The following is a 21,846-nucleotide window of genomic DNA, read 5'->3' on the forward strand; positions in this document are numbered from 1 at the left end:
GGTTGACACCGCCCCTTACGACAAAGATTTACTCTGCCGTAACTGTATCAGGTACTTGACTATCTTCAAGATAGTTGATTCCCATGCGGTACAGATTCATAGCTCCAATGCGGTCATCGTTTGATTTATAGCCACAGTTCTTACAAGCAAACAGATGTATCTTCTTGTTACGGTTAGCTTTTTCAATGTGACCACATACAGGACAACACTGACTCGTATAACGAGGGTCAACCTTAATAACAGTAGACTGATTCTGTTTAGCTTTGTAGATAAGTTTCTGTTCAAGGTCATAGAAAGACCAAGATACGGAAACGTAGCGGTCTTTGGTTCTGACGCGTTCTGTAGCATTACGAACGCCCGACAAATCTTCAAGGACAAAGAGTGTATGCTTCGGATTGGATTCAACGAGTGCCTTTGATACCTGGTGGTTAACATCCTGCATCCAACGGTTTTCTCGCTGACCGATAGCTTTTAATCTACGTCTTGAAGATGGTGTCTGACATATTTGGAGTTCTTTACGAAGCTTAGAATAGTGAGCGCGTTTCTGCTTGATGGCTTTACCGCTTACAAATCCAGACTTGTGCTTACTGTTATAAGTGGCAACAACAAAGTTAATACCTCTGTCAATGCCTACAACATTGCAGATATCAGAGATATTACTTTCCTCGACATCATAAGAAACAGGGATATGTAAAAAATATTTACCATGCTTATTTACGAGCTTAGCCGTGCCGAACTTATATATATCGTGGTCGAAGTATTTAGACATCCCTTCAGCGAAATAAGGCAACTTAACACGACCATTCAGCGTGTTTACTGAAAAGCAGTTTTGCGTAAGAGAATAATCTCTGTTCCATACAAGGTCATACTGTGGCTTCTTAAAAGATGGCTGAATCCACTCTTTCTGATTTTCGAGAATGGTTTTATATCTTGCGATAACAGTCTTAAATACAGACTGAGCCATTTGAGATTTAAGTCCAAACTCTTCTCGGAGTGTAGAATACAAAACCTTGTTAAGTGAGAACTGTTTTAGGTCGTGAGTGCGGAACACATAGTCAGATACATAATTACAAGCATCAGAATAAACAGACATGGTTTCATCAAGTAAAACCTTACTGTCTGCATTAACAGATATCTGAATTTTAGCTGTAACTGTCATCTGTTCCATAGTATACCTCATTGTTATTTCACTAAATATATAATATAATAATTATTAGTGAAAGTCAATCATATAGGAGATTCAGTGTATGGAGCAATGGCTAAAAGATGCTAAAGTGCAAGCACAAAACGAAGCAGAGAATTTTGTTCGGGATATGCAATATATAGCGGAACAAAATAACATAGAACCCGAATGGTTTATCGAGGAAGTTGTAAAAAACATTCACAAGATTAAAGATGTTTAATGGCTACAAATTTACAAGGCTCCTCCCACCGCCCAAGGGCAGTGGGTTTCCGCCTACGACAACCGAAAGGATTTTATTTATGAAAAAGGTAATCATTTCTGCTTTTGAACCATTTGATAATGCAAAAACGAATCCATCATATGAAGCTGCAAAGCTTCTTCCGGAGAGAATAGGCGAAGCAGATATTGAAGTGATGAGGCTGCCGGTGGTCTTTGGCGTTGCGGCAGCATTACTTGCAAAAAGAATAGATGAATTAAGACCTGATGCTGTAATCATGCTCGGTGTTGCAGGTACTAGGACAAAGATAACTCCTGAAGTTATTGCAATTAACATAGATGATGCAAGGATTCCTGATAATCAGGGAAACAGTCCAAGGTTCGAGAAAATTGATTCAGACGGGGCTGATGGTATTTTCTCAACACTTCCTGTAGCAGACATGGTTGGGGAAATGACAAAAGGTGGGATCTCTTCTGAGCTTTCATATTCAGCAGGTGCTTATGTGTGTAACGATCTTTTCTATAGGACCATGAATTACCTGAAAACAAAGGGGTTAAGTATTCCCGCTGGATTCATCCATGTCCCAAATCCTTCAGATTCTGAGGAGGTCATAAAATCTGAGCTTAGTATATCTGAAATTGCCAGGGGTATTCAGATATGCATAGAAAAAACTATAAGCAGATGATGCACTTGCAGCCGAATTTGGTGAAAATAGAAATCAACAGGAGAAAGTAGAATGATAAGTGTTGAAGAGTTTAAAAACAAGATTGATGAAACTGGTGACGATTTTCCACTTTTGACTTTGGATGAGTTCTTTGATGGAAACGATGATGAGTATTCCATAGCGCCAAACCAAGCAGATGAAGGGCGTCCTCCTCTTTCAGAAATCTATGAGAGATTTAAATCGCTCGAAAGAGAGGAGAATATTGCTTGGATCAGAGTTTTTCTGCACGATGATACTGAAATAGCAAAACATGATGAAAATGAAGAGCTGTCACTTTACGGAGATTCGATTCTTATATGCACATCCTTAAAAGATGAAGCAATAGAAAACATGGTCGATTGTGAATGGTTACAATCAGGAGGCGTATCGGAATTGGAACTGGGAGAATATATAAATTGTTATCCTGAGATTCCTTCAGGTTTCCGTTGTCTGTCTGTTGAATGGGACTAATTATTAAAGTTATTTTTGGATTAATTCAGAAGTTGAAGAATTCAAGGGTGTAAAGCTTCATTTGGCATATGAGATGAAAAATCGAGACGGTGAGGTTGTATGTCTTGAAAAAATCTTCCCATGCTTTTCTTAATAAAGAAGGTCGTTCCATAAGGATGAAGCAGGAATATCCGGAACTGTTTGAGGTACTAAATAAGGTTACACAGAATAACTGACTGATAAGGAGGGGCATATCAAATGGATACAGGATCTATGAAATGGACGAGAAAACCAAAGGAATTTGTCATAGAAAAGGATAGAATCGTGATTATTACAGAACCTCACACAGATCTGTGGCAGAGGACGTATTATCACTTTAGGAATGATAATGCTCCGGTTCTTCAGTTTGAGACGGAAGATAAGTTCTTTACATTCATAGTAAAAACAGACTTTACAGATAGTCATCACAGATTTGACCAATGCGGGATAGTCATGTACTTAGACTCAGAGAACTGGCTGAAAGGCTCCGTTGAATATGAGAATGATGATTTTCAGCACCTTGGATCCGTGGTAACAAACCATGGATATTCAGATTGGGCAACAACAGCTATTTCCCCTGATATGAAGATCATGTGGTACCGTTTTAGCAGAAGGGAAGATGATTATTGTATCGAATGTTCTCAGGATGGAAAGAACTATACACAGATGAGAGTATGCCATATGTGGGACGGAGCAGGTAAAATCAGCTTTGGAATATATGCCTGCAGCCCGGAGGAGTCAAGCTTTAAAGCAGTCTTTTCAGATATGGTTGTGACAGAATGTTTATGGCAGGCGCATGATGGACAGCAGCCAGATAGCGAAGCCTAAAGTATATTTAGAGAAAGAGAGGAGATGGGCATATGCAGTTTATAATCAAGGCTTATGATGGAGAAGGGATGCTTGAAAAGAGGATGGAGGTGCGTCCACGCCATCTTGAAGGCATGAACAAGCTAAGTGATCATATCATCTGCGCAGGAGGACTATTGGATGAAGAAGGCAAGATGAAGGGATCGGCCCTTATCATGGAATTTGATTCCAGGCAAGAGCTTGATGAATACATTAAAAACGAGCCCTATGTATTAGAGGGTGTCTGGGAAAAAATCGATATTGATACAATGAATGTAGTCATCGCAAATGGCATAAAATAATACGACAGGAAGATAATGATGAGAACATTTTTTATTGGTAACGGCCACAAATGTTTTAATGGCATCCCTAAAATCTATATGGATGATATGAAGTAAATGCAGATGGATTATTTTTGGAAACAGCAGGACGATCTTCCTGCAGGTATAGGGTATGGATTGTTTAGCATAGAGCATATTATAAGTATTGTTGTTGTCCTGGCTCTTGTGGTTTTAGCAGCCGTCCTTATTAATCACTTCAGCGAAGATAAAAAGGAACGGATAAATAAGACTATTCCGGTAGCGATGCTGATACTGGAGGTTTTCAAAGACCTTTATCTTTTAAGGGTAGGGCATTTTGGTATAGGATATCTGCCTCTTCACATATGCAGTATTGGAATATTTGTCTTTCTTGTAAGTGAATATGCTCCATTTGCGAAGATTAAGGAAATATTTGGTGAGATAGCATATATCCTCATAATGCCAGCTTCATTATGTGCACTTATGTTTCCAGACTGGGCAGATCTTTACCCTGTTTGGAATTTCATGAACTTGTACAGCTATTTGTGGCACGGACTCCTTATACTGTATCCGATACTTCTAAAGCTGGAAGGTGAAATTAAACCTGATCTCAGACATATTCATTATGAGATTATTTTCCTTATGATTGTGGTTCCTCCAATACTTCTGTTTGATAAGAAATTTGGTTGTAATTATTTTTTTGTAAACTGGCCTTTAAAGGGGACACCACTTGCTTTAATAGAATATATATTTGGCATGAAATATTACATTGTGGGATATGGGGTACTTGCACTTGCAGTTCTTATCATGATGTATGTCGTTACGGGTATTATTAATAAGCAAAATTGAAGGCTGTTCATATCATATAGAGAACGGAATTATCTTATAAAAATAATTAGCACTCTACTTGACAGAGTGCTAATTTGGTGTTATACCATATATAGAACAAAGGAACAGAGAAGACCATAAGGACTGAAGTTCCCTAGATCTAAACCCTCCGTCCCAATGCTCAAAAATAAATGTTTTTGATGCAAAGGAGGAAAAAACTATGTTAGCACCTAGTATTTTTGAAGAAAATCTTTTTGACAATCTGTTCAATTTCCAGGATTTCAGAGAACTGAACAACATGGAGCGGAAGCTCTACGGACGTCACGCCGACAGGCTGATGAAGACTGATGTTAAGGAAGAGGATAACCAGTATGAAGTTAGTGTTGATCTTCCTGGTTTTGCCAAAGAGGATATTAACCTTGAACTGAATGACGGATACCTTACAATCAGTGCTTCAAAAAACATGAACAATGACAAGAATGATAAGAAAGGACGTCTGATCAGGCAGGAGCGATACAGTGGCTCGATGCAGAGAAGCTTCTATGTAGGCGACCAGATTACAGAAGAGGATGTAAAAGCATCCTTCAAACATGGAGTTCTTTCATTGACGATACCTAAGAAGGAGCAGCAAAAGCTTCCTGAAAAGAAACATATAATGATTGCCTAAAGGCATAACAACATAAAACTCCTAATAACAACGTAATAATAAGCGACCCGGGAACACTTCCGGGCCGCTTATTTTATATGTAATGATAAAATTGCTGTTAATAGTTACTTGGGTTTGTATCAAATTACTTATTCTGTAAAAGTATAGTGAAAATGCTCCCTAATCCAAACGGGTTAAGGAGCATTTTTTTAAATCGATACTACTTCCTGCTTAACTATGGAAAGAAGAGCTTCATCCAGTTCTTCATCGGTGTCACAGCAATTTGGAAGATAAGTACAGTTCTCAATAGGGGCATTCAATAATGTTTTCGCCCAGGTGCATGCAAGGGCATAGCGTCCATACAGGTAATGCATATGGAATCCGTCGCGGCATATGGATTTTCCACCCCTGGCTACATCGAATTCAGGATGCTTTCTGATATTCTGAATGACATCTCCGCAGGGGATAAGCGGAATATTATATTTATCTGCTATCGTATGATAATTTGCTCTGGAACGTCTGTACATCTCAAGCTGATCGCGATTGTAACGGATAAAACAACCGTGATCGCTATCAATTTCATAAGCCCAGGTCTGCTGCATACATATCTGAGCGCCAGGGACCTCTTTCTTTATATAGTCAAACATAAGTCCTGCGAAAGGCTCATATGTATCGAGCCAGCCACTGTCGTGGCTGGATTGCTGAGTTACAATATAATCCCATGGTTTACTATGAAGAATATCCTGTATGCTTACATATCTGTCTGTAACTACGCCGTTTTCCTGATACTGATATGCATGTTCATTTTTCTCTATATTCTCCCAATGACGCTCAAGGGGGCATCCTCCTATATACAGATTTACTACATGAACAGGGATGTCCATGCTCTTGCAAACATCATAAAGATACGCTGTTGCATCACGGGAAAAACTGTTGCCAATTGCCAGAATGTAAGTAGTTTTCATATTGTCTCTCCATCAAATTAAAGTATTATTGTCATTATTCAGATAAGCTTAATGGCAGAACCTTCTGTAATACCATTTTCATTAAAAGAATCGACTCTTACATAATAAGATTTATTCTTAATAAGCGCACCTATTTTCTGTTCATTGCCATAGGTGATACAGCTATGATACAGCTTATCCGGTGATGTTCCCCAGAGTATTGTATGCCCTGTTGCATCATCTTCATTAATTGTAACAATCATGTCAAGGTCACTTATTCTCTTTACGTTAAAGGATGAGGCTGCAGGAGCTTGTCCATTACCTATTCCAAAGACTCTTAAGCCTGAAATACATGGATTCTGGTCGTAGGGAACTTCAACTATGGTGAGCTTTATAAATCTGATATTCAGCTCTTCATTAAAAACTATAAAATCATGGGGGAGATCAGTTTCTGCGTCTGACTTGTCTTTCAAAATTACCCATGAAGTACCGTCAGTTGATCCTTCCAGAATCCATCTGGTTCTCAAGCTGCGTTCTTCTATATATCTTCCACTTTTATCAAAATCTCCCGGAACAGGGGCTGATAGTTTGTCATCTGCGAAATTAATCTGAACCGCATGTACAGTATGGGAACCCTGAAGGTCTATACAGATCCATTCGCCCTGTTTAGAGGATGATGCCTGCCACCATGTGCGAGAGTTTTCATCAACTGCATTTGAAGGGGGATTATTTCCTTTAGTGGAAGATGCAGTTACATTTTTGTTATAGCTTAGCAGATACCAGCATGGGGGAGCCCAGGGATCAGGATTTTCTGAAGATACCTCTCTTGGCCAGTCTGCATACCTTGCTATGAGAGGAACAGCAATTAACCAAAGCATTTATAAAAAAGCTGAAGGAAGAATAGGCAATGCCGTAGCAGAAGGAAAAGACGTCAAGATTAAAGTAGATGTAAAATATGATGGGGAATCTCAGAGACCATCAAAGATAGATCTTACGTATACAATCGATGGAATTAAGACATTCATTCAAATTGATAATAATGAGGGATCAACAGATTTAGTAAAAACTCTTGAAGGAAAAATTGAGACTAGTGATTTACAGGACCTTACTCAAGAAATAAATGATGCTAATGCTGATGGTGGCAATATGACTGTAGTTGCAATCAAAACAGAGTATGATGAGAACGGAAATGCTGTAAAATATACAGTAACTATTCGAGATGAAAATAATGAGCATCCTGTTAATGAGGATAGAACATTTAGGTCAAAAGGGAGTGTGTGATGAATAACATTGATACTATGATAAAAGCTTTTTCAGATATAGTTGATGAAAACTCAAATAAAACCATCTTATTCGGAGAAGTTGAAGAGACTGCGTATGAATTTTTTTATTATTCTTTTTTCCAAGATTGAGGAAACTAGCCCTGAGAACTGGGGACTTGATGCCGATCAAGAAGAAAATGCATTATAACCATTATCAGCGCACTAAAAGAGCCGGTTCACATCACCGGCTTCTTTTAGTGTCGCATCCCTTGGCTCAGGTGAAAAATAATCGCCGCCGCTGTAGATGACTTCTATATTGATACCTTTGGGTGAAGCGAAGGCCGCCCTTGATATCTTTTACCCCTCATAGTAGAACCGCAGGATCTGTTCCTCCGCTCCGATAAAGCGTCGCTACCTTTGCTGGATTTTTATCCTTCTGACCTCGGGCTCAGCCTTGGTAAAGCATCGCTACCGTGGCTGCCCTTTTCTTATGTTCTGATCGGATAATACTCCCGGAACTATCACAAAATTATCACAACATGTAAACGCAGGAATAATCAGTGCTTTCAGGGATTTATAGACATCTATTTCGCCTATCTGACAATGTATTTGCACTATCTCATTAAGTAAAATGAGCATATACAAAAGATTACTTCTATTACTGAGATTTTTACCATATAATTGAAGCTTGGGGGAATTTTATCATTTGGAGGGAAACAAGTATGACAAAAAGAAATGTTGGATGGGTTCTTGTTATCATCGGCTTATTCATGCTGTTCAAGATGGTACGCGTATCATCATTCGGATTCTACAGGATCGGCAGGGTAAGCACTTCTGCAATAGTTCTGGTTCTTCTTATAATTTCAGCAATAGCAGTAGTAGTTAATAAAAACAAATTTACATGGGGATGTTTTGTGATGTCGCTGTGCCTATTAGTTGTAGCGCTCGTTCTTGGAACAGAGCTATATTTTGCATATTCATCGCTTACAGACATCCTGCTTGTATTCGTTCCGGTAGTAGTTGGCACTGGACTCATCATCAAGAGCACTTTTGAGAAGCATCATAAAAAAGCTAATAAGTATGAGTACTGATATGAAAAAATATCTTGAATTATATAGTAAAAGAATGTGCATGATAGCCCTATTCTATCTTATAAATTTTGGGCTATGGGAACTTATCGCACCAATTATTTCTGGTGAATGGGCATCATTCATGGTATACGTGTTACTCTTTGTGATTGTATTATTGATGTTTCACAAGGAGCTTAAAGATGAATTGCTTGAGATTGCTACTAGAAAATTGAAGGACGGGAGATTTTATCTGAGATGGCTGATTGTTTTGGTAATTGATTTAGCTCTGACTATGTTTGTTCTCTGGATAGCTAATACCTATTGTAATGCTATTCTGCCGGTTAATAATGAGAACGTAAAGAATCAGCTGAATGCAGTTCCTTTGGCATTTGGCGTGATACAGGGATGCGTATTTGCTCCCATAATTGAAGAAATGGTGTTTCGCTACAGCGTTATTGGCAGACCGGAAAGAAAATGCATGTGGCTTGTTCTTACAATGGTTTCCATTGTTTTATTTGACTGCATACATATCGTAGCTCCATTGGAATTCTTCTATTATCTGGCTCCGGCAGTTATCTTAACGCTGTTCTATGACTGGAATAAAAACATTTTTGCTTCCATATTGCTGCATTCATCGATTAATGTTGTTGGGTATTTGGCACTGCTGTCAGGGGTACTGTGATTAAGTGACATTGATTTAAACACTTTATCATACACATGAAATGACTATTACAAGAGGATATGAGGTTCGACACATGATTATATATGCAACCAGAGAGAGCATATGCAATGGAGACGATGATCAGAAAGCCATGGTCTTAAAGTATCAGGAGGGCGAAATGCTTTCTTCATTTCTCCGGCACAAAGTCGCAGCTTATCTTCCATATACAAGAAGCTTAACCGTATGGACTGTTTACATGGGGGCAAATGAAGACCAGGACTTAGCTGAACGAGAAAGCACCGAAAAGAAAGCGGCTTTTATTCATAAGATTGAGAATCGTTGCACAAAGGTTGAAATACGCGGCGGAGACAGACCAGTAAGCAGTTTTGGAGTGGAAGAACTTTATTGCGCGGTATATTGGTAATGGTAGCAGCAATACACGCAATCCTTCTTTGTACCGGTAAACATTTTTCGAGAGATACAAAAAAGAAGATTGCAAGCCGTATATGCATTGGTGTTGGGATAGTATTACTTATTCTTTCTGGCGGATCAGCAGGAATAATTATCAATTATGCGGTAAAAATCTTTGGATGATGTACTGGACAAATGTAAAGGAGATCACTATAAAAGGAGTGATGAATGACGACCTGTCCATATTGCGGAAAAGAAATAAAGAAGGGAATACTCGCGGGATATATCAAATCTTTAGCCTGTAAAGAAGTATTGATACGGATATAAAATTATTGTCTGGAGGATGAGAATGACTAAAAAAATCTACATAAATTATAATCAAAATAGCTTCAATATTTCTGGCTTATTCCCTTATCATGGTGATCCTATACCTGAAGAGGCGTTAGATTATTATGGGCGCGGCCCTCTTAACAAATTCGCTGTTTTTGGAATCCTCTTAGAGGATGGAAAAGCTTATATGCTCATAAGAATGAGCAGAGACAGAGAGAACAGGATCATACCGGGATATTATTATTTCCTGGGATCTAACGTAGAATATAACTCTTATTCAAAAGATACTCTGGCAGAGATGGCTTACAACGCAGATATGACTATAGTACACAGCTAGACATAAGCAATGGGAAAGAAATAAAGGGATATGGCTCTATTATTGGAATGATAAAAGAAGCTATCAGCGTTTCATTAAAGGAACAAAAATCTTGAAACAAGGAAAAGGTTTGAAATGACTAATGTTATCATTCACGTTTGGGGATACGGTTATTTTATCCTGCCTATTATCTGCATTTTCACATTGATTCTTATTCGAAAAAGATGGATATACTCCATTTTTACAGTAACAATGTCGGCCGTATTTGCATGGATGGCATTACAAAATATCTATTACAGAGCTCAGTTTAGTGACGATGTGGGTGGCATTGCCTTAGCAATGATACTATTTCCAGGGCTCTACATTTTAATCGGGATAGTATTGCTGATTGTTGGCATGATTGTCCTTACATTAAAGAAGAAAAGGAGAATCGGAGAAGATACTAATGTTGATTAACAATGATGAACAGTATTGTGCTATATGGGACAGGGTCTATAACGAGCTTGGCTTTAAGCCTTCCTGCGATTACAGGGGGCATTCGCTTCGAGTGCCATTACCTTTTAAGCTGGAAGAACCATACGTTGTATACGGTTTTGATGATATGACAGACGATCAGATAGATCTTGTTACTGAGACGATGAAAAAGAGGCTTACTTTTTGATAGCGTAAATTATATCTGTTAAAAAGATCTGGTCGATTCTCTTAGGTGTATAGTATGCTCAACAGGTATAAAACGTCTGTTTTCAGTTCCGGAGAGCAGTCTGCACATTGCTTCACCAGCCTCAATTCCCATCTTTCTTGCGTCTACATGAGCTGCTGAAATTGTTGGAGAATGGTGGGAGAGCGCTTTACTGTCATAGCATGAAGCAAGAAGAATATCTTTAGGAACCGAGATTCCATTCTGGGTTAATATATCATATGTCCAAATCGTGGTTACTTCATCTCCGCAGATTATTCCATCTGCGCGTCTTTGTATCGCTGTTTCTACAGCAATTTTACAGGAACTAAAGCTTTCGATATCTTTGAATATAATATTGGGATTAGGTTCCAAACGATAATCGGTCATTCCCATGAGTACACCATCTAATCGATTTTTATTCACGGTATAATTTATATTCCCGCAAATAAAGGAAATGTTTTTACAACCGCAATTAACAAGATTTGAACAGAGCTCTCTACATGCCAGCAAATTGTTTGAATCAACCATCAACGCATTTTTTACACCAGATCCTACTACGACGACAGGGATATTTTTCTTCTTCAAATACGGGTGACTTTTTTCTCCGGAAATTGCGCGCAAAAAAATCACACCATCCAAATCTCCACGCTCAGCAGCAGGTCTTAATGGTTCATATTCATCAGTGTTACATAAAATCAGAAGTGTTTCATAGTTATGGTCAGCTAAAGCAGAGGCTGCTCCTAACAGACATTGATGAAAGAAATCTGATTCATAAAGCAAATCCCTTGCCATGACAACGCCAATATTATGACTATGATTAGTTGGCTTTATAAAGGTGTCAAGTCGCCTTTGTGATGGCGTCGAATACCCAAGTTCTTCAGCAATTTCAATAACTTTTTTTCTGGTTTCTTTTGAAACTCGCCCTGTGCCTGAAAGGGCTCGAGAAACAGTCGTGGTCGATATATTTAAAATTCTTGCTATTTCATTAAGGTTTGTCTTGTCATTCATAATGGTTTGATTATACGGAGTTGAAATATACTATTCAAGGGTTTTGCGCAAAAAAAGCAACACAATGCGCAATTTAAGCGCAAAATTGCGCAGGCCATAAATTTTTTTTGTATAAAATGCGGCATAGACATTTAAAAGATTGAAGGTTATTAAGCTAGAGAATAATGGTGATTTTTCCTAAACTTAATGTTAAGTAATACAGATGTTTGTGCACAACGTATATAAACGAAAGGAAATGTGATGTATTGAGTTCTGAATACATCTCACGGGGAATGTATGAAAAATAAGAAAAAGGGTTTTTTTTATAAGCTCTATAAGTACAGGGTGTATTTACTTATGTTATTGCCATCTGTGGCATACACTTTGCTTTTTGCATATTACCCAATGACTGGAATTGTAATGGCATTTAAGAAATATAACTATGGAGGTGGAATTTGGGGTAGTCCTTGTAATGGGTTAAAGAATTTTGAATTTTTCTTTAAATCCGGACAGGCTGGATTGGTGACGCGAAATACTGTTCTTTATAATATTGCATTTATAATACTTGGAACAATACTGCAGATTGCGATTGCAATTTTTCTTACTGAAATCAGAAGCAAAAAGTTTCGAAAGATTTCTCAGTCTATGATGTTTTTGCCCTACTTTATTTCATGGGTAATCGTAGGTGTTATGGCGTTCAATCTATTTAGCTCAGATTTTGGATTTGTGAACCGAATTATAGCGTTATTTGGAGGAGAGAAAATTCCATTTTATACGTTGCCCCAGGTATGGCCACCTATCATAGTATTTTTTGCGCTCTGGAAAGGTGTAGGCTATGGGTCTGTCATGTATTTGGCAGCGATTATGGGAATAGATACTTCTATATATGAAGCAGCATCAATTGATGGCGCTAATGTATTTCAGAGAATCTTCAAAGTTACGATTCCTATGATAATGCCAACGACAGTAATACTGTTTCTGATGTCAGTAGGAGGTATTTTTAAGGGAAACTTTGATATGTTTTATAACCTTGTGGGAAGCAATGGATTATTGTTCAACTACACAGATGTTATAGATACATTGACGAACAGGGCACTTCTAACAAGCCAGGACTTTGGAATGGGTGCAGCTATTGGTTTATTTCAGTCAATTCTCTGCTTTGTAACTATTCTATTGGCTAATCATCTTGTGGGTCTATATGAAAAAGACTACACCTTGTTTTAAGGAGGCCTAAATGTCAGATCAGGTACATATTTCAAAAAAAGTTAAAACTGGAAAAGAAGTGATCATTCTAAACATTCTTGCATACAGTTTTTGCAGCATTATCTCAATCTTATGCCTTATTCCATTCATCATGGTTTTAACAGGCTCTTTATCTTCTGAGGAAGCGATAGTAACTAATGGTTTCAGCCTATTGATACAGGATTTTAGTCTGGATGCTTATAAGACAGTATTTAAAGATCCATTGGTTGTTGGAAAGGCGTATTTGGTCACAATTTTACTTACACTTGGCGGAACGGCAATAGGCTTGTTACTGCAGACAATGACAGCATATGTTCTTTCAAGGAAAGACTTCGAATGGAGAAATGGTTTTTCATTTTTCTTTTATTTTACAACTCTCTTTAGTGGAGGACTGGTGCCGTATTACATGCTTATGACCATAACGCTAAAGCTCCAGGATAGTTATTTGGCATTGCTGCTTCCTATGATTTTTAGTGTTTACAACCTTCTCATAATGAAGAGCTATATTTCATCTGTTCCGGAATCACTAATGGATGCAGCGAAGATTGATGGATGTGGCGAGTTTGCGATTTTGTTTAAGGTTGTAATGCCATTAATCAAACCGGCCTTGGCGACAGTAGGCCTTTTCATAGCTCTTGCATATTGGAATGATTGGTACAATGCAATGCTTTATATAAAGAGTGAAAGCAAATATCCTCTTCAATATTTCCTGTACAGGCAGGTAAACAACATTGAAGGATACAAAAAAATGCTCACAAATTCAGGTGTTAGCAGTTCTGTTATTAATTCAGTAAACTTACCGACACAGACGCTTAAGATGGCTTTAACAATAGTGGTAACAGGTCCTATTGTGCTGGCATTTCCGTTGGTTCAGAAATATTTTGTTCAGGGAATCACAATTGGTGCAGTAAAGGGCTAAATGATAAAGATTAAGTATTTCATAGTTTAAGGAGGATGTAATGAAAAAAAGGGTATTATCTGTTTTATTGGCATTGGGGATGACATGTGGAATCGTTTCAGGATGCGGTGGTCAGGCGAAAAATGAAGTCTCAGAAGCGCCTGCAGATCAGTTAGGCGAGTCTGCAGATTCAGGCGAAGCATCAGAATCAGACGAGGCAACTGGTCAGGTTCCAGATACATCTGAACACGTTGACTTAAAAATGTATCTTATAGGTGATAGAACAGCTGACTTTGATGAAGTATATGGCAAGATCAATGAGATACTGGAGAAAAAGCTCAACTGTTCTCTTTCAGTGGACTTTTTGTCCTGGGGCGATCATGATACAAAATATTCACTTTTATTCTCTTCACAGGAAGACTTTGACTTGATATTTACAGCATCAAGCTGGTGCCATTATGAGCAGACAGCGGCACTCGGAGGATTTTATCCTTTATCAGAGGATTTCATAAAGACCTATGCACCTGATATTTGGAATGTAGTACCGGAAATGGCTTGGGAACAGGCAAAAATCAATGGCAATATTTACATGGTACCAAATTACCAGAATGAATTTGGTCAGGATGTAATGACTATCCGTGGCGATTTGATGGAAAAATATGGCATTGAAAAAATTACAAACTGGGATGAACTTGTAGAGTTTTATAAGGCTTGTGCTAATGATGGATTTTATGCGAGCCAGGGTGGCCCCAATTATCAGTATTTCCAAAACAAAGGATATACAATAACAGGTGGTGCACCTCATGGTGGTGAAATGATTCTATACAATACACAGGATCCAAGTGATTTATCATTTACATATCTTCTTGACTGGGATGGATTTGCAGATTACTGCAAGCAGGTAAAAGAACTTGCTGATATGGGAGCATGGTCATCTGATGTTTTGAATTCAACTGAAGAGCGTCAGGTTGGTCTTTTGAATGGGAAAACTGCAACACTTGCCTGGAACCTTGGAAGCTGCAGAAATTATGGAAGACAGGCAGAGACTGAGCATCCTGAATGGAAGGTAACGATTGTTGATCCGGTAGCATCACAGCCCAAAAAGGTAAACTCATATATCAATAATGGTGTGGCTATCAATAATAACAGTAAGAACAAAGAAAGAGCTATGATGGTGCTTAATGAGTTTTACACAAACCCTGAGGTGTACGATCTTGCTATGCTTGGAATAGAAGGGAAGCACTGGGAAGCTGTAGGAGATGACCAGTATAAGATAATTGATGAAACAAACTATGGAGTAAGCTCAAACTGTAATTGGGGCTGGAATAATATGACTATTACACGTACGGAGTATATCGAGAACAAAACAGAAGTAGATAAAGTATATGATCAGCTTGATGAAGCATTTAACGCAAATATAAAACCTGATCATATCTATGATGGCTTTAATTTTGATTCGACAAATGTATCAACGCAGTTTGCTGCTGTTGAGGCTGCTGTAGATATTTATTATGGACCACTTGTAAACGGTCTTGTAGACGATGTAGATGCGTCAATTGCTGAATTTAGTGCGGCTTTGGAAAATGCAGGAATCAGAGATATTATTGCAGAACTTGAATCCCAGGCAGAGGCATATGTTGCTGAGAAACAGGGAAATTAATTATGTAATATTGGTACAAAATGACTGTGAGATCAAAAAGGTAGAAATTATTCCGAAGTATTTAACTTATGACAACCTGGAGGGAGCAGTAGTTTTACTGCTCCCTTTTTAAGAGAATTTTAGGGAGAAACGATGAATTTAAAAGATGCCAAGATAATAAATGAAGAATGGAAATTTATATGTGAAGATTGCAGCAACGGTGAGTTTGCCCAAATTGATTATCGCGATGAAGGCTGGGATCATATAGAGCTTCCACACGATTGGGATACATATTTTGCACCAAAGAAAGAGAACAGGAGCGGGGCAGGTGGCGGCTATGCTCATGCCGGAATTGGCTGGTATAGAAAAAAAATAAAGATTTCCAAGGATGATTTACTAAAGCATGTTGAGCTCATTTTTGAAGGAATATACATGGAAAGTGAGATATACATAAATGGCTTAAAGGCAGGAAGTCAGTCATATGGATATTCTACATTTGTGGTAGATATAACAGATAAACTGGTTGAGGGAGATAATCTCATTTCAGTAAGAGTAAATAATAGCAAGCAGCCTAATAGCAGATGGTATACAGGCTCGGGTATATATAGAGACGTGTATATAAGAAAAACATCAAGGCAATGCCTGGATTACTTTGGTATAAAAGTCGAAACAGCCGAAGTGACTGATGATGAAAAAATGGCTATTCTTGATGTAAAGAGCAGCGCTATTAACTATGAGAAAGAAAAAAAGGATGTTGTAATAAAGTGGCAGCTCTTGGATAAAAAGGGACAGCTTTCATGCAAGGCTGGTGCAACACTTTGCCTTGATTCAAATGAAACATCACATGCTGCAACAAGAATGTTTGTTCAGAGACCAATTTTATGGGAAATAGACAAACCATATCTTTACACATTTGTAACTCAGGTATTCTGTGATGGAGAGCTTCTGGATGAACGCAGAGAAAGTGTTGGTATACGAACAATAGCTTTTTCCTGTGATGAAGGGTTTAAGCTGAATGGAGAAAAAATAAAGATTAAAGGCGTTTGTCTTCATCATGACAGTGGCTTGTTTGGATCTGCATTCTATAAGGATATCTGGGAAAAACGTCTGAATACGTTAAAGGACATGGGAGTAAACGGTATCAGGTGTTCACATAACCCACCGGCACCGGGATTTCTTGACTTGTGCGACAGCATGGGATTTGTGGTAATGGACGAGATTTGTGACGAATGGATGCTTGGAAAGAATAAAAATGAAAACTATTTTTCAGAAGAGCCTTCGTACGGTTTTAGTCAATTTTTCTGTAAAGATGTAAAAACGGAATTACAGAGAATGATAAGACGTGATTATAATCATCCATCAGTAATTCTGTGGAGTATAGGAAATGAGATCCCTGAACAGGCTTTCACAGATGGTCCTAAGATAGCTAAGTTTCTATCTGATATAGTTCATGAAGAAGACAGCATCAGGTTAACAACAAGTGCTTGTGATAACATCGCATCTCTTCCGGGGATTGAAACCAAACAGGAATTTATGAATGAGATAGATGTAGTTGGCTATAACTATGTAGGAAGATGGAGAGAGAGAGCGGAAAGATTCTATGAAGATGATAAGCTTGTATATCCTGACAGGATAATGATAGGCTCTGAGAATCCTTCTGTGTGTGGAGATAGAGGCGACTATAGCCAGACAAGAGACTTTAATGACAACTATATTACTGCATCGCTTACACATGAAGCACTCTGGAGATTTACAGCAAGCAGGGATTATGTTGCCGGTGACTTTATCTGGACTGGGATAGATTATCTTGGTGAGTCGCATTGGCCAAGAAGAGGAGCTAATTTTGGAGCAATTGATACAGCCGGTTTCAAAAAGGATGCTTATTACTATTTCAGGTCTATCTGGAATGAAAAAGATATAACTCTTCATTTGCTTCCTCACTGGAATTTTGAGGGCGAAGAGGGCACTTTTAAAACAGTAATATGTTATACCAACTGTGAGAGAGTAAAGCTATATATTAACGATAAGCTTATTTCAGAAAAAGCGAGTGCCCCATGCCCAAGATATGGAGCCATGAATAGCTGGGATGATGAACTCAGACGTTTTCGCCCAACTACAGGTGATCTTCATCTTACATGGGATGTACCCTATGAACCCGGTGTATTAAGAGCAGAAGGTTATATGGGGGATAAAGTTGTTAAGACTTGCGAAGTTGTTACAACAAAAAAGCCATCATCCTTAGAAGCATCGGTGGAAAAGGCAGGTGAATTCTATCTTGTGGAGATAACAGCGAGAGATGAAGATGGCAGAGCTGTCCCTGATGTAGACAGCCTGATAAGTGTAGTTTGCTCTGATAACGTTGAGTTTATTGGAATGGACGCCGGAAATATGCAGGACCTTTCAGGATATAAATCCGATAAAAGAAATATGCTTGCAGGGAAATTACTTGCCGCTTTTAAAAAGAAAAACAAAGAGGAAACGGGGAGTGTTTTATTATCATCTGAAGGCTTAAACAGTGTAAATATTGAATTCTAACTATTTATAAAGGATGAAGGAGCTGTGTGATATTAAACAAATTAGTTATGCAGGTATAGCAAAAGGGAGGATTACAATGAAAAGCGGCAGATTTAATGGAAATGTTGTTACGTACATAAGTGCAGCGATGGCAGTTATGATGATTACCGGACAGACCGGGATTACAACTTATGCGACCGGAGAAGCAGAAGGCACAGAGGATTCCTTTTCATTAGATGCAAATGTTTCTGATGGTAATGCGGAAGAAGAAAAGGAAATTAAGTGGAAGGATACCGGACTCGTAAAAAACGGTGATTTTGAAAACGGAGATACAACCGGATGGGATGTTTCTTTTGAAGGCGCTGATGGTGATGTGTCAGGTTACAAAATTAAGATGGATGAATGGGCAAAAAATAATACTACATCATTTTTTAATTATTGGAATAATAATTCAGAAGCGGAGGAGATGAGTTTATCGCAGACTATTTCAGGGGTTTCGGCAGGAACCTATAAACTCTGTTTTGATGCAGATGGAGCAGAGGCAGATTCTGGTTTGGCAGCAACTGTATCTGGTGTATCCTGGAATATTACAACCTGTGGCTGGGATAACTGGAGCACCTATGAAACAGAGGCATTTACATTAACAGATGAAATGACAGATCTTACTATTGCCTTTTCGGGGCATATAAATAGTTCGTACTGGGGAGATATTGATAATGTCAGACTTTATACTGTCAATAATAGTAGTAACGAAGGTTCGGATGATGGTTCTGACCAGAACGATACGCCCGATGAAACAGAAAACAATCAAAATGATGAAGAGGATACTCAGATGGATAACCAGGATCCTGTACAGGATGAACCCGCAGTGGAGGCGGAGATTTTTGTAAATAAGGTCGAAGGATGCGACGAGAACTTCATTACCGGTGTTGATGTCAGCTCCTATGTTGCTCTGAAGAATGGAGGAGTGAAATACTATGATTACGATGGCAATGAGCTGGATGATCAGGGATATTTCAATTTCCTTCATGACTGCGGCGTTAATTATGTGAGAATCCGTGTATGGAATGATCCTTACGATGAAAATGGTAATGGATATGGTGGTGGTACCTGCGATCTGGCTAAGGCTATACAGATAGGCCAGTGGGCAACCGGCGCAGGGATGAAGGTTCTTATAGATTTTCACTATTCTGATTTCTGGGCAGACCCCGGGAAGCAGACAGCACCTAAAGCTTGGAAGAATATGGATGTCGATGCTAAAGCAACTACACTAAAACAGTTTACAATTGACAGCCTTAAAGATCTTATTAACAGTGGTGTTAATGTTGGAATGGTTCAGGTAGGCAATGAGACTAATAACGGTATTGCCGGTGAAAAAAGCTGGGATGGAATGCTCAAAATGTTTGCAGCTGGTGCAGAAGCCGTAAGAGAAGTGTCTAAGGACATTTTGGTTGCAGTACATTTTACCAATCCTGAAGGTGGCAGATATGATTATTATGCATCTCAGCTTAAGAATGTTGATTATGATGTTTTTGCATCATCTTATTATCCTTATTGGCATGGAACGCTCGATAACCTGAAAAATGAACTGTCCGCCATTGCCAATAACTATGGTAAAAAGGTAATGGTTACCGAGACTTCATATGTATACACACTCGATGACGCTGATGGCTGCGCAAATACTGAAACACAAGAGGACTATGATGCAGGAAAAGAGCCTTTTAACTTCGATGTATCTCCTCAGGGACAGGCAGATTCCGTAAGAGGGGTAGTTGATGCAGTTGCGTCGATAGAAAATGGCATTGGAGTTTTTTACTGGGAACCTGCATGGCTACCTGTAAATATGCATGGTGAATCAGGAGATGAAGTAGCAATATCTATAGAAGCCAATAAAGATAACTGGGAAAATTATGGTACAGGTTGGGCCAGCTCCTATGCCAGGGATTATGACATAGGGGTACAGGAATATGGCGGAGGCGGCGCCGTTGTGGAAAACGAAGCATGGTTTGACTTCTATGGACATCCGTTAGCATCTGCAAAAATGTACAGCTACATGAGAACAGGTGCAAAGGCTAAGTTAAGGTTAAATGGTGTTGATGTTAATGCTGTAGAAGCCGTAATTGATGAAGAAATAAAGCTGCCTGAAACAGGTACTGCTAAATACAATGATGGCACAACCAAAGAAGTAAATATTGTTTGGTCCGAAGAGGATATAAAAACGGCAATGGAAAGCGGAGCCGGAGTCTATATGATATCAGGAACTGCAGATGTTGACGGAGGCGTTGCAGTATCCTGCAAGCTGACAATAAAGCCTATGAATTTCCTTGCTAACCCCGGATTTGAAGAAGGAGATAAGGGCTGGACAATTACATCTGATGTATCCACAAGCGAAATTGCAATCAAGCAGGATTCATCCAATGTTCATACCGGTGAGTGGTGCATGAAATTCTGGTATGGAACAGCATTTAAGTTTAACGTTGAGCAGGAGGTTACTCTAAATAAAGGCATATACAGTCTTAGCGCTTTTGTTGAAGGTGGCGATGCCGGCGAAAATGATGAGTTCAAATTATATGCCATACTTAATGGTGAAGAGAAATCAGCCCAGGCAGGCGTGACAAAATGGCAGGAATTCCAGAATCCTACGATAGATAATATAGAAATAACCGATGATGGAACCAGGCTTACAATTGGAGCAAGTACAAATGCTTCAGCCGGTTGCTGGGGAGCATGGGATGATTTTGCTCTTTGGAAGACCGGAGAAATAGCTTCAGCACCTGAAAAAGTAGATACAGATGATAAACAGGATAATAGCGCAGATATAAATGATGCGCAGCCCTCACAGCGAACTGTAGTAAATGATGAAAAGGCAACTACAGTCAAGGCTCAGAGTGAGAGTGAAGTTGTAAAGGTTACAAAGGTTAAGCTAAACAAAAAAAAGAAGACCCTTAAGATAGGGAAAAAATATAAGCTTAAGGCAACAGTTAAACCCTATAATGCCACAAATCAAAAGGTGTCCTGGAAGAGCAGTAATAAAAAGGTTGCACGTGTCAGTCGCAGCGGAAAAGTTACAGCTGTTTCAAAGGGCAAGGCAACAATTACCGTCACTACAAAGGATGGTAAGTTCAAGGCAAAGTGTAAAATAATAGTAAAATGACAATATATCTGTAAAACATCAAAAGCCGCTATAATAATCGTCTTCAGTTATTGTAGCGGCTCGTATTATGCTATCGTTTTTCCAAATAAGCTGTTCACTTTATCTTTTAATTCAAAGTATTTCTCGTTAACTTCCGCCATGATTGGCAGCTTAGTGTCTTTGCCCTGATCATAGGCTTTCGACAGCGCCTTTTTTATGTAAAGATTTACATAACAAAGGTTATGACAAGTTATTTTTTATGTAAAGAAACCCATTAAAGTCAGCCTATTTTCAGGCATTACTAATGGATTTCTTTACATAATGATTCTTAAAGTTTAGATTTGCACAGATCCTTAAGCCAACTCTTAAGTGATATATTATTATCCCACTGTGGCTCTTCCTTTGGAACGATTTCTTTGCTGGCTGCTTCAATGGCTTCACGCTTGAGTTTGGCATCAGCTCTTGCATATCGTTCAGTTGTTCTAACGCTTACATGTCCGAGTAAGTCTCTGATGTAAATTAAATCAACACCCGAAGCAACTAAACCCA

Annotated in this window: 25 protein-coding genes and 1 pseudogene; 21 read left to right on the forward strand and 5 right to left on the reverse strand. The window is 38.7% G+C overall.

Annotated features, from left to right (window positions below):
- Nucleotides 1-28 precede the first annotated feature (28 nt).
- Nucleotides 29-1,168, reverse strand: a complete 1,140-nt coding sequence (locus tag G601_RS0113315; RefSeq protein WP_026665657.1) for an RNA-guided endonuclease TnpB family protein — start codon at nt 1,166-1,168, stop codon at nt 29-31.
- A gap of 79 nt (nt 1,169-1,247) precedes the next feature.
- Here G601_RS0113315 and G601_RS26230 point away from each other — a divergent pair, with 79 nt between their 5' ends.
- From G601_RS26230 to G601_RS0113355, 7 genes are all read left to right on the forward strand, one after another.
- On the forward strand, nt 1,248-1,403 hold the full coding sequence (locus tag G601_RS26230; RefSeq protein WP_155834546.1) for a hypothetical protein: 156 nt from the start codon (nt 1,248-1,250) through the stop codon (nt 1,401-1,403).
- Between the two features lie 79 nt (nt 1,404-1,482).
- Nucleotides 1,483-2,085, forward strand: coding sequence for a pyroglutamyl-peptidase I (locus G601_RS0113325; protein WP_026665658.1), 603 nt, complete (start codon nt 1,483-1,485; stop codon nt 2,083-2,085).
- A 51-nt stretch (nt 2,086-2,136) separates the two neighbouring features.
- Nucleotides 2,137-2,574 carry a hypothetical protein gene (locus G601_RS0113330; RefSeq protein WP_026665659.1) on the forward strand — a complete coding sequence of 146 codons (438 nt, stop codon included), beginning with the start codon at nt 2,137-2,139 and terminating at the stop codon, nt 2,572-2,574.
- Between the two features lie 237 nt (nt 2,575-2,811).
- The gene (locus tag G601_RS0113335) at nt 2,812-3,420 is read left to right on the forward strand and encodes a DUF1349 domain-containing protein (RefSeq protein WP_026665660.1); all 609 of its coding nucleotides are present in this window, start codon (nt 2,812-2,814) and stop codon (nt 3,418-3,420) included.
- A 32-nt stretch (nt 3,421-3,452) separates the two neighbouring features.
- On the forward strand, nt 3,453-3,740 hold the full coding sequence (locus G601_RS0113340; protein ID WP_026665661.1) for a YciI family protein: 288 nt from the start codon (nt 3,453-3,455) through the stop codon (nt 3,738-3,740).
- A gap of 102 nt (nt 3,741-3,842) precedes the next feature.
- Nucleotides 3,843-4,586: a YwaF family protein gene (locus G601_RS0113350; protein WP_196808899.1), complete on the forward strand. Its 744-nt coding sequence runs from the start codon at nt 3,843-3,845 to the stop codon at nt 4,584-4,586.
- 199 nt (nt 4,587-4,785) lie between these two features.
- Complete coding sequence (locus tag G601_RS0113355; protein WP_026665663.1) at nt 4,786-5,232, forward strand: Hsp20/alpha crystallin family protein; 447 nt, start codon at nt 4,786-4,788, stop codon at nt 5,230-5,232.
- A gap of 188 nt (nt 5,233-5,420) precedes the next feature.
- Here the strand turns inward: G601_RS0113355 and G601_RS0113360 are convergent, their stop codons facing one another.
- Together G601_RS0113360 and G601_RS23260 are read right to left on the reverse strand one after the other, a co-directional pair.
- Entirely contained in the window at nt 5,421-6,176 is a 756-nt protein-coding gene (locus G601_RS0113360) for a DUF4886 domain-containing protein (protein WP_026658355.1), read from the reverse strand.
- Between the two features lie 38 nt (nt 6,177-6,214).
- Complete coding sequence (locus G601_RS23260) at nt 6,215-7,033, reverse strand: discoidin domain-containing protein (RefSeq protein WP_051205845.1); 819 nt, start codon at nt 7,031-7,033, stop codon at nt 6,215-6,217.
- On the opposite strand from G601_RS23260, the gene G601_RS0113370 reads away from it, so the two are divergent.
- From G601_RS0113370 to G601_RS0113415, 9 genes are all read left to right on the forward strand, one after another.
- Entirely contained in the window at nt 7,005-7,436 is a 432-nt protein-coding gene (locus G601_RS0113370) for a DNA/RNA non-specific endonuclease (protein WP_026665664.1), read from the forward strand. The genes G601_RS23260 and G601_RS0113370 overlap by 29 nt on opposite strands.
- Nucleotides 7,436-7,567 carry a hypothetical protein gene (locus tag G601_RS27105; protein ID WP_255346213.1) on the forward strand — a complete coding sequence of 44 codons (132 nt, stop codon included), beginning with the start codon at nt 7,436-7,438 and terminating at the stop codon, nt 7,565-7,567. The genes G601_RS0113370 and G601_RS27105 overlap by 1 nt, the downstream gene beginning before the upstream one ends.
- A 572-nt stretch (nt 7,568-8,139) precedes the next feature.
- Nucleotides 8,140-8,508: a hypothetical protein gene (locus G601_RS0113380; protein ID WP_026665665.1), complete on the forward strand. Its 369-nt coding sequence runs from the start codon at nt 8,140-8,142 to the stop codon at nt 8,506-8,508.
- Complete coding sequence (locus tag G601_RS25145; RefSeq protein ID WP_081673529.1) at nt 8,498-9,169, forward strand: CPBP family intramembrane glutamic endopeptidase; 672 nt, start codon at nt 8,498-8,500, stop codon at nt 9,167-9,169. Before G601_RS0113380 ends, G601_RS25145 begins: the two co-directional genes overlap by 11 nt.
- Before the next feature lie 73 nt (nt 9,170-9,242).
- A complete protein-coding gene (locus G601_RS0113390; protein ID WP_026665667.1) occupies nt 9,243-9,572 on the forward strand; it encodes a hypothetical protein in 330 nt (109 codons plus the stop codon).
- Nucleotides 9,572-9,742: a hypothetical protein gene (locus tag G601_RS26660; protein WP_207638053.1), complete on the forward strand. Its 171-nt coding sequence runs from the start codon at nt 9,572-9,574 to the stop codon at nt 9,740-9,742. The genes G601_RS0113390 and G601_RS26660 overlap by 1 nt, the downstream gene beginning before the upstream one ends.
- A 166-nt stretch (nt 9,743-9,908) precedes the next feature.
- Nucleotides 9,909-10,226 carry a hypothetical protein gene (locus tag G601_RS0113405; RefSeq protein ID WP_026665668.1) on the forward strand — a complete coding sequence of 106 codons (318 nt, stop codon included), beginning with the start codon at nt 9,909-9,911 and terminating at the stop codon, nt 10,224-10,226.
- 114 nt (nt 10,227-10,340) lie between these two features.
- Nucleotides 10,341-10,661, forward strand: coding sequence for a hypothetical protein (locus tag G601_RS0113410; protein WP_026491906.1), 321 nt, complete (start codon nt 10,341-10,343; stop codon nt 10,659-10,661).
- Entirely contained in the window at nt 10,651-10,866 is a 216-nt protein-coding gene (locus G601_RS0113415; RefSeq protein ID WP_026491905.1) for a hypothetical protein, read from the forward strand. Before G601_RS0113410 ends, G601_RS0113415 begins: the two co-directional genes overlap by 11 nt.
- A gap of 18 nt (nt 10,867-10,884) precedes the next feature.
- Here the strand turns inward: G601_RS0113415 and G601_RS0113420 are convergent, their stop codons facing one another.
- Nucleotides 10,885-11,892: a LacI family DNA-binding transcriptional regulator gene (locus tag G601_RS0113420; RefSeq protein WP_026665669.1), complete on the reverse strand. Its 1,008-nt coding sequence runs from the start codon at nt 11,890-11,892 to the stop codon at nt 10,885-10,887.
- Between the two features lie 276 nt (nt 11,893-12,168).
- On the opposite strand from G601_RS0113420, the gene G601_RS0113425 reads away from it, so the two are divergent.
- From G601_RS0113425 to G601_RS23270, 5 genes are all read left to right on the forward strand, one after another.
- Nucleotides 12,169-13,095: an ABC transporter permease gene (locus tag G601_RS0113425; RefSeq protein ID WP_026665670.1), complete on the forward strand. Its 927-nt coding sequence runs from the start codon at nt 12,169-12,171 to the stop codon at nt 13,093-13,095.
- A gap of 10 nt (nt 13,096-13,105) precedes the next feature.
- The gene (locus G601_RS0113430) at nt 13,106-14,032 is read left to right on the forward strand and encodes a carbohydrate ABC transporter permease (RefSeq protein ID WP_026665671.1); all 927 of its coding nucleotides are present in this window, start codon (nt 13,106-13,108) and stop codon (nt 14,030-14,032) included.
- Nucleotides 14,033-14,072: 40 nt separating this feature from the next.
- Entirely contained in the window at nt 14,073-15,671 is a 1,599-nt protein-coding gene (locus G601_RS0113435) for an ABC transporter substrate-binding protein (RefSeq protein WP_026665672.1), read from the forward strand.
- A 132-nt stretch (nt 15,672-15,803) separates the two neighbouring features.
- Nucleotides 15,804-18,185 (forward strand): glycoside hydrolase family 2 TIM barrel-domain containing protein, encoded by a 2,382-nt coding sequence (locus G601_RS0113440; protein WP_026665673.1) that lies wholly within the window; start codon nt 15,804-15,806, stop codon nt 18,183-18,185.
- 76 nt (nt 18,186-18,261) lie between these two features.
- The gene (locus G601_RS23270; RefSeq protein ID WP_051205846.1) at nt 18,262-21,318 is read left to right on the forward strand and encodes a glycosyl hydrolase 53 family protein; all 3,057 of its coding nucleotides are present in this window, start codon (nt 18,262-18,264) and stop codon (nt 21,316-21,318) included.
- A 307-nt stretch (nt 21,319-21,625) separates the two neighbouring features.
- Here G601_RS23270 and G601_RS0113455 read toward each other — a convergent pair.
- Nucleotides 21,626-21,846 (reverse strand): annotated as a pseudogene (locus G601_RS0113455) (tyrosine-type recombinase/integrase); the annotation flags it as partial.

This window comes from Butyrivibrio sp. FC2001 (assembly GCF_000424125.1).
Lineage (GTDB): Bacteria > Bacillota > Clostridia > Lachnospirales > Lachnospiraceae > Butyrivibrio.

What these genes read in the sequence shown, in the direction of transcription:
- G601_RS0113315 (WP_026665657.1), bottom strand. Translation starts at nt 1,168, where the DNA reads ATGGAACAGATGACAGTTACAGCTAAAATTCAGATATCTGTTAATGCA.
- G601_RS26230 (WP_155834546.1), top strand. Translation starts at nt 1,248, where the DNA reads ATGGAGCAATGGCTAAAAGATGCTAAAGTGCAAGCACAAAACGAAGCA.
- G601_RS0113325 (WP_026665658.1), top strand. Translation starts at nt 1,483, where the DNA reads ATGAAAAAGGTAATCATTTCTGCTTTTGAACCATTTGATAATGCAAAA.
- G601_RS0113330 (WP_026665659.1), top strand. Translation starts at nt 2,137, where the DNA reads ATGATAAGTGTTGAAGAGTTTAAAAACAAGATTGATGAAACTGGTGAC.
- G601_RS0113335 (WP_026665660.1), top strand. Translation starts at nt 2,812, where the DNA reads ATGGATACAGGATCTATGAAATGGACGAGAAAACCAAAGGAATTTGTC.
- G601_RS0113340 (WP_026665661.1), top strand. Translation starts at nt 3,453, where the DNA reads ATGCAGTTTATAATCAAGGCTTATGATGGAGAAGGGATGCTTGAAAAG.
- G601_RS0113350 (WP_196808899.1), top strand. Translation starts at nt 3,843, where the DNA reads ATGGATTATTTTTGGAAACAGCAGGACGATCTTCCTGCAGGTATAGGG.
- G601_RS0113355 (WP_026665663.1), top strand. Translation starts at nt 4,786, where the DNA reads ATGTTAGCACCTAGTATTTTTGAAGAAAATCTTTTTGACAATCTGTTC.
- G601_RS0113360 (WP_026658355.1), bottom strand. Translation starts at nt 6,176, where the DNA reads ATGAAAACTACTTACATTCTGGCAATTGGCAACAGTTTTTCCCGTGAT.
- G601_RS0113370 (WP_026665664.1), top strand. Translation starts at nt 7,005, where the DNA reads ATGAGAGGAACAGCAATTAACCAAAGCATTTATAAAAAAGCTGAAGGA.
- G601_RS23260 (WP_051205845.1), bottom strand. Translation starts at nt 7,033, where the DNA reads ATGCTTTGGTTAATTGCTGTTCCTCTCATAGCAAGGTATGCAGACTGG.
- G601_RS27105 (WP_255346213.1), top strand. Translation starts at nt 7,436, where the DNA reads ATGAATAACATTGATACTATGATAAAAGCTTTTTCAGATATAGTTGAT.
- G601_RS0113380 (WP_026665665.1), top strand. Translation starts at nt 8,140, where the DNA reads ATGACAAAAAGAAATGTTGGATGGGTTCTTGTTATCATCGGCTTATTC.
- G601_RS25145 (WP_081673529.1), top strand. Translation starts at nt 8,498, where the DNA reads ATGAGTACTGATATGAAAAAATATCTTGAATTATATAGTAAAAGAATG.
- G601_RS0113390 (WP_026665667.1), top strand. Translation starts at nt 9,243, where the DNA reads ATGATTATATATGCAACCAGAGAGAGCATATGCAATGGAGACGATGAT.
- G601_RS26660 (WP_207638053.1), top strand. Translation starts at nt 9,572, where the DNA reads ATGGTAGCAGCAATACACGCAATCCTTCTTTGTACCGGTAAACATTTT.
- G601_RS0113405 (WP_026665668.1), top strand. Translation starts at nt 9,909, where the DNA reads ATGACTAAAAAAATCTACATAAATTATAATCAAAATAGCTTCAATATT.
- G601_RS0113410 (WP_026491906.1), top strand. Translation starts at nt 10,341, where the DNA reads ATGACTAATGTTATCATTCACGTTTGGGGATACGGTTATTTTATCCTG.
- G601_RS0113415 (WP_026491905.1), top strand. Translation starts at nt 10,651, where the DNA reads ATGTTGATTAACAATGATGAACAGTATTGTGCTATATGGGACAGGGTC.
- G601_RS0113420 (WP_026665669.1), bottom strand. Translation starts at nt 11,892, where the DNA reads ATGAATGACAAGACAAACCTTAATGAAATAGCAAGAATTTTAAATATA.
- G601_RS0113425 (WP_026665670.1), top strand. Translation starts at nt 12,169, where the DNA reads ATGAAAAATAAGAAAAAGGGTTTTTTTTATAAGCTCTATAAGTACAGG.
- G601_RS0113430 (WP_026665671.1), top strand. Translation starts at nt 13,106, where the DNA reads ATGTCAGATCAGGTACATATTTCAAAAAAAGTTAAAACTGGAAAAGAA.
- G601_RS0113435 (WP_026665672.1), top strand. Translation starts at nt 14,073, where the DNA reads ATGAAAAAAAGGGTATTATCTGTTTTATTGGCATTGGGGATGACATGT.
- G601_RS0113440 (WP_026665673.1), top strand. Translation starts at nt 15,804, where the DNA reads ATGAATTTAAAAGATGCCAAGATAATAAATGAAGAATGGAAATTTATA.
- G601_RS23270 (WP_051205846.1), top strand. Translation starts at nt 18,262, where the DNA reads ATGAAAAGCGGCAGATTTAATGGAAATGTTGTTACGTACATAAGTGCA.